This window comes from Psychrobacter sp. ANT_H3, from assembly GCF_027919975.1.
GTDB classification, from domain to species: Bacteria; Pseudomonadota; Gammaproteobacteria; order Pseudomonadales; family Moraxellaceae; genus Psychrobacter; species Psychrobacter maritimus.
Window position 1 is genome coordinate 23,125 of record NZ_JAQISM010000017.1, and the last position, 6,645, is coordinate 29,769.

Below are 6,645 nucleotides of genomic sequence, written 5' to 3' on the forward strand. Positions count from 1 at the left end.
GAAGCATTTTGATATATAAATCATGAATGTGTTAATGTAAACTCACCATATAAATGGTCATAGTAAACACATCAGCATAGATGGCAAAAAACAGAGCTATAAGGACGTTATTTGATGAACGGGTCAATGAAGAAACTAATTGTAATACCAAGTATTTTATCTTTAATGATGATTGCTCTTGTCGGTTGCGAAGAAGATAACGGTATTTATGGCTCGGGTGGCAGTAATAACATTACATTGACCAGCTTTGCTAATAGCTATGACAGCCAAGTAAACGCTACGGCGATTGCACGTATTGATGAGAGCTACCGCACAGGCACGCGCGAGATTAAAATAAAAAATCTTGTCAATAATTATAGTAATCAGAGTCTAAACACCTTAGATAAAACGATATTGGCAAATAACTTTGAAGGGCGACTGGAAAATAAAAATATTGAGGTGAATGGTCGCACGGTCAAACGTCCTATTTATGAGAAAAACACCAACAACAAGTCTAGCTATGAAGTCACTTATAAAACCTTGGATTTATCAGGTGTAAAAGCGGACAGTTATCTTGCAGGGAATACGGTAAGCGACAGTCGCGGCATCATTACGAGCTTAAACCATTATCCTAAGATTCCAGCGACATTGGCATTTCCAGCCGGCTCCGTTTGTTATATTCCAGTCGTTACAAGCGAGCGCGCGTTTTTAGCATTTAATGAAAAAGACAAAACCGGTTATTCAGCATTGGATAAGTGGATTAACGCCGCTGAAGCAAGATTTGATGATAACAGAGGCTATAGCACTTCTAAGTTTGGGGTTGGAGCGGACAATAAACAACACACGGCACAGGTGACGTTTTTTGCCTATAAAAACCAACCTGCTTACCAGTACAACGGCGTTGAATATGATACGGGCATCTACGAAGCCGATTATGTTGCCAAAGGCAGTAGCAATCCGAACACCAATAGCTTTCGTAGTGTGGTTGATTGCACCATCGTCAATGAGGTCGCCGCCGACTTTTTAGAAAGAGAAATCAAGCGCTATTATTAAATATAAAACCATGTAAACACTCCCTGTTTAATTCTCAGGGAGTGTTTTTTTATGCGCTAATTCTGCACCCAGACGCTAAATCCGTTACAATATGCCCATTATTGACACTATTTATTTAGATTGATTTCTAAATTAGCCAACGTTGAAGCCAAAAATTATGAGCGTAGATCCAAAAAAATTAAGCAAAGAAGTTGCCAAACGCCGCACCTTTGCCATTATCTCGCATCCCGATGCGGGTAAGACCACCATGACAGAAAAGCTATTGCTTTGGGGTCAAGCCATTCAGGTGGTTGGTGAGGTTAAAGGCCGCAAAACCGACCGCCATGCGACATCTGATTGGATGAGCATGGAGCAAGAGCGCGGTATCTCTATCACCACCTCGGTCATGCAGTTCCCTTATAAAGACCATATGGTCAATCTGCTAGATACACCGGGTCACGCCGACTTTAGTGAAGATACTTATCGTACTCTGACCGCTGTAGACAGTGCGCTGATGATGGTCGATGGCGCAAAAGGGGTCGAAGAGCGTACCATCAAATTGATGGAAGTTTGCCGGATGCGTGATACGCCTATCATCTCATTTGTCAATAAACTTGACCGCCAGATTCGTGAGCCACTTGAGCTATTGAGTGAAATCGAAGCGGTATTAAAGATTAAATGTATTCCGGTTACTTGGCCTATCGGTATGGGGCAAGATTTTGTTGGTGTCTATCATTTAACCGAAAACAAAACTTATCTATATGAAAAAGGCCACGGCGGTGATATGACGGTCGCTGAAACTCGCGAAGGCTATGATTATCCTGATATCCGTGAGCGTTTGGGTAAGCTGATGTTTGACGCTTTTGAAGAGTCACTTGAGCTGGTACAAATGGCGCTAGAAGAGTTTAGTGTTGAGGCGTTCTTGGCGGGCGAGATGACACCGGTATTGTTCGGTACGGCGCTGGGTAACTTTGGCGTCAATATGGTGCTGGATACTTTAATCAAATATGCGCCACCACCAAAATCGCACCCGACCAATGAGCGCGAAGTGGCAGCGACCGAAACCGAATTTAGCGGCTTTGTGTTTAAGATTCAGGCCAATATGGATCCGCGTCACCGTGACCGCATTGCGTTCTTACGGGTCTGCTCAGGCAAGTACGAAAAAGGCATGAAGATGAAGCATGTGCGCTTGGGTAAAGACGTGCGTATTGCTGATGCTTTGACTTTCCTTGCTGGCGACCGTGAAGCGTTAGAAGAAGCTTATCCGGGTGATATCATCGGTTTACATAACCACGGGACAATTTCTATCGGTGACAGCTTTACCGAAGGCGAAGAGCTAAACTTTACCGGTATTCCACATTTTGCTCCTGAATTGTTCCGCCGTGTGGTGCTCAAAGACCCGCTTAAATCAAAAGCCTTACAAAAAGGTCTGCAGCAGTTAAGTGAAGAGGGCGCAACGCAGGTCTTTATGCCGCAGATTAATAACGATTTAATCTTGGGCGCGGTCGGTGTCCTACAGTTTGAAGTGGTCGCGCATCGTCTAAAAGAAGAGTACAAGGTACAATGTATTTTTGAGCCAGTATCTATTGCAACCGTACGCTGGATTCATTGCGATGACGAAGTAGCGTTAGCGAAATTTAAACGCAAAGCGCATGACCAGTTATCGATAGATGGCGGCGGCTATTTGACCTATTTAGCCCCATCACGCGTGAACTTACAGCTGATGCAAGACCGCTATCCAGAAGTGACGTTTAGCAATACACGTGAGCATTAAAATCAGCTTATCCATCTTCCTGCTTACTTTTAAAAGACACGATATCGTGTCTTTTTTATTACGGATAATTTTTACAACGAATAAACGGATAAAGGCTGGTTTGCCAAAAGCACTGATCATCAAAAACACCAATTATCAAAAATACTAAGTATCCAAAAACACAAACAGTGTACCTACAATACTACAGAATGGTTACGGTAGAATATCAAGACACCTTATCTGCATATTAAAGAGGCTATATGAAAGCGGCACTCCAACCACATACTAATAAGTCAAAATTGTCTCAAAACTCTGCCTCACAGACGGCTTGGCTGCGACTAATAACCTCGTTAAGTGGTGGGCTGCTGCTTGGCGCATTAAGCTTATCAGCGCATGCTGGGAGCCTGATTAGCCACACTGAATATTTAGAGTATGAGCTACCCCAAAAAATAGAAGAAAAATGCGCGGCGCGTGATAACTGCCCAGAGATTGAGGTTAAATATCTCAAGACCAATCATCCTTGGATAAATAAGCTGACCAATGAGCGTATCAATCATTTGGTCGTTAATAGTAAACCGACTGAATCTGCGCCCATTACTAAAAAAAGTAGCCCAGCAAATGTCAAAGCTGCTATCGATGGGTTTGTTAACTCACAGTTTGCTGATTTGCCCGAAGATAGCGTTTTCGTCTATAACTTAATGGTCACGCCCGAATACTTGGGTCATGTAAACGATTTCGAGCTGTTCGAGATTAGCTCGTACGTTTATACGGGCGGCGCTCATGGTATGCCATATAGCGAATATCTGGTATTTGACCAACAGAGCAAAAAACAAATCCAATTAGCAGATATGCTCCAGCCTAATAAGAAACCTCGCTTTAAAGCGTTAGCTTATGATGCCTATAAAAACTGGGTCAAAACGGTCGATGAAGAAGTTGCAAGCTATGAGAAAGGCTGGCCGTTTACCTTAAGTGATAACGTAACATTGACCGATAAAGGGGTCGATATTCGTTATCAGCATTACTCTATTAGCCCCTATGCTTATGGTATGCCCGTGCTTAGTATCCCCTACGAGAAACTTGGCGGTATTATAAAACCCCGCTTTATTCCTAAATAATGCAGACGATAAATATCAGCGGATATTAAGCTCATCATTTGAAGACAGTTATTGAATAAGGAACGCTATTTAATAAAGAGAATTATTTAGAAAGATAGCCATTGAACATTTAATAAAAATAAGGAGTGATAGCATGACGAACCATATAGAAAATGCCAATACACCAGTCGCCACAGATGGCGCAACATGGCAGCTTAACGCCCTAACCGAAGCCTTGGGTGATCTGACGTTGACAGTCAGTGACAGCCTGTCTGTGGGACGCGGTAGCGACAATGATGTGGTGCTCGGCAGCAAGCAAGTGTCACGCAATCATGCGGTGCTGAGCGTATTAAACGGTGAGTTGTACGTTAAAGATTTAGAATCGTCAAACGGTACTTTTATCAATGAGCAGCGCATTGAGGCCAATAAATCTACAAACCTTGCTGCCAATGATACGCTAGGTTTTGCAAGCTTTAGCTTTCAGGTAAGCGCGCCAGTTGCTGCGCCGTTGGCTAATAAGCAAGCCGCTCCACTGGTGACAGATGAGCCAGCACTAAGCGCTAGCGCTGATATGGTTGGCGAATTAGCACCTGCCACCGCTATACCTGTGGTTAAAGAGGCTGTTATTGAAGAACCTGTGGTCAAAGAAACGAAAATTGAAGAGTTCTTACCTGTTGCAGACACTCCAGCCGAACCTGTTGAAATTGTAGAGGCTGAACCAGTGATTGAAGAATCTGTTGTTGAAGAAGCAACTATTGAACAAGCAGTGGTTAAAGAGCCAGTAGTGAAAGAAACAGGAATTGATGAAGTCTTGTCAGCGACAGATAATAGTAGTGAAGCAATACCAGTCGAAGCCGCACCGATTGAAACAGCAGCAGTGGCCACTGAGCCTACTAAACAGGCGGAAACCAAGCCTACAGAGACTATAGAGGTAGCAAAAGAGGCAGTAACGAGCGCGCCTGTTGTAGAAGAACCAATACAGACGGCCGCTCGTCAAGCACCAGAAGAAGCAGACGCTGCAAAGCATGACAAAACCACCAAAACTGCTCTGCAAGAAGAAGCAGATCCTGACGTATTACGCGCCAAGCAAGCTGCTACTTCGCAGTTCTCAGGCACTGCCAACTTGGGTCAACCTCGCGACCTTGGTACAGCTGGTAATAATGCCATGGATCAAGCCATCAATAACCCTGCTAATGCGGCACAGGTTGAGAAAAAGCCCAGCGGCGGTTGGTTTATATGGGTCTTTGTGGCAGTTTTAATTATTGGCTTAGCATTATGGTTGTTTAATATGGGCATCGTATAAGGCGATTTATCCTTAAAAATCGCTTATAACATTCCCTAAAAAAGGCATCTGCCAGCTGATATCATTTATTTAACCTGCAAAATTGTAAAGGTTATCTAATAATCACTGGCAGTTTGCCGACTTACTGCATAAATTGTCCGTTTATAGATTAACTTTATGAATCATTTGTTAAAAGTCATAAAATATAAAGTTAATTAAAAGGTTTTATTATTGATTTAGGTGGTAAAAATAATCAGTGATAGAAAAGGTAGTAGCAAGCTATTTAGCTTGCTGCTTGGCTGATTATATTAATTGCGATAAAAAGCACGATTTAATGCTAGAAAAAACAGTAACGTAATCAAGTGTTTGACGGTTTTTACGAAAATAATGCTAAAAAAACCAAAAAAGAGCTTGCGTCTATCAAAATATTTGATAGAATAGCCACCACTTTGAGAGAACAAGCCGACTTAGCTCAGTTGGTAGAGCAACTGACTTGTAATCAGTAGGTCGCCAGTTCGATCCCGGCAGTCGGCACCATCTCTTTCAAAGTCGCTTTTTATGAATTTGCTTTACATTAAAGTGATTTTATATCAAGCAATCTAGGTGGGATTGGGGAGCGGTCAAACCCAACAGACTGTAAATCTGTCGCGAAAGCTTCGAAGGTTCGAATCCTTCTCCCACCACCATATTTTTTCAAAGTTTGTCCTAGCGCCAAGCATACTCTATATCCTGAACGACTCGCTATCAGAGTCAAACAGCATAAGAGTAAATGCGGGTGTGGTATAATGGTAACACCTTAGCCTTCCAAGCTAATGACGCGGGTTCGATTCCCGCCACCCGCTCCATATATGCACCATCGCAGCAACTATCAATCATCACGACAGTCAGTTATTATTGCTGTATCGTGATATTTTTTTTAGTGCAACCCAGTGGTTGGCTACTGTAGTTTTTAAAAGCACGCTCATATAGCTCAGCGGTAGAGCACTCCCTTGGTAAGGGAGAGGTCTTGAGTTCAATTCTCAATATGAGCTCCATTTATTATTCAAGTGTTTTATATTGGCTTTGCTCTTTTGACAAAGCGGGGCACTTTAATAAAGTATTGTATTTTACAAAATATACATATCGATATCGAAATTATAGAATATTGAAAATTATAAACAGAGTGTGGCAGATAATGATTTAAGGGTGACACTGAGGTGTTGCCTTTTAGTGCTGTCAGTTTATTAATAAACCCGTTTATTAATAAGTCTGTTTATTAAAAAACACAGGAAGACAATGTCGCATTGTAGCATTGCCAATGTGGGTTATAATACGCGGCAATGTGCAAGAGATTGAAAAGCACGTATAATGTCTCTATATAAAGATATAGACAGCTGTAGCGCTATCAATCCTTGTTAATAAATAAGCTTTAGTAGTAAAACCATAGCGTCAACGGTTTGATGGTTTTTATGCATCATGAGCCGTCAAACAGCTATTTACCGATCTTTGATTGTTAAAGATTCATC

4 protein-coding genes and 4 tRNA genes are annotated in these 6,645 nt (G+C 42.1%); all 8 read left to right on the plus strand.

What is annotated here, in order from left to right; translation table 11 throughout:
* The first annotated feature begins 114 nt into the window (after window positions 1-114).
* Window positions 115-1,032 carry a hypothetical protein gene (locus PG901_RS09960; protein WP_271134328.1) on the plus strand — a complete coding sequence of 306 codons (918 nt, stop codon included), beginning with the start codon at window positions 115-117 and terminating at the stop codon, window positions 1,030-1,032.
* A gap of 157 nt (window positions 1,033-1,189) precedes the next feature.
* On the plus strand, window positions 1,190-2,785 hold the full coding sequence (locus tag PG901_RS09965; protein WP_183620030.1) for a peptide chain release factor 3: 1,596 nt from the start codon (window positions 1,190-1,192) through the stop codon (window positions 2,783-2,785).
* A gap of 239 nt (window positions 2,786-3,024) precedes the next feature.
* A complete protein-coding gene (locus PG901_RS09970) occupies window positions 3,025-3,879 on the plus strand; it encodes an RsiV family protein (RefSeq protein ID WP_271134329.1) in 855 nt (284 codons plus the stop codon).
* Window positions 3,880-4,012: 133 nt separating this feature from the next.
* Window positions 4,013-5,161 carry an FHA domain-containing protein gene (locus PG901_RS09975; RefSeq protein WP_271134330.1) on the plus strand — a complete coding sequence of 383 codons (1,149 nt, stop codon included), beginning with the start codon at window positions 4,013-4,015 and terminating at the stop codon, window positions 5,159-5,161.
* Between the two features lie 440 nt (window positions 5,162-5,601).
* Window positions 5,602-5,677: transfer RNA gene (locus tag PG901_RS09980), tRNA-Thr, on the plus strand.
* A 65-nt stretch (window positions 5,678-5,742) separates the two neighbouring features.
* Window positions 5,743-5,826 (plus strand) — tRNA-Tyr (locus PG901_RS09985).
* Window positions 5,827-5,911: 85 nt separating this feature from the next.
* Window positions 5,912-5,985 (plus strand) — tRNA-Gly (locus PG901_RS09990).
* 114 nt (window positions 5,986-6,099) lie between these two features.
* Window positions 6,100-6,174, plus strand: a tRNA-Thr gene (locus PG901_RS09995).
* Window positions 6,175-6,645: the final 471 nt, after the last annotated feature.

What these genes read in the sequence shown, in the direction of transcription:
- PG901_RS09970 (WP_271134329.1), top strand. Translation starts at nt 3,025, where the DNA reads ATGAAAGCGGCACTCCAACCACATACTAATAAGTCAAAATTGTCTCAA.
- PG901_RS09975 (WP_271134330.1), top strand. Translation starts at nt 4,013, where the DNA reads ATGACGAACCATATAGAAAATGCCAATACACCAGTCGCCACAGATGGC.
- PG901_RS09960 (WP_271134328.1), top strand. Translation starts at nt 115, where the DNA reads ATGAACGGGTCAATGAAGAAACTAATTGTAATACCAAGTATTTTATCT.
- PG901_RS09965 (WP_183620030.1), top strand. Translation starts at nt 1,190, where the DNA reads ATGAGCGTAGATCCAAAAAAATTAAGCAAAGAAGTTGCCAAACGCCGC.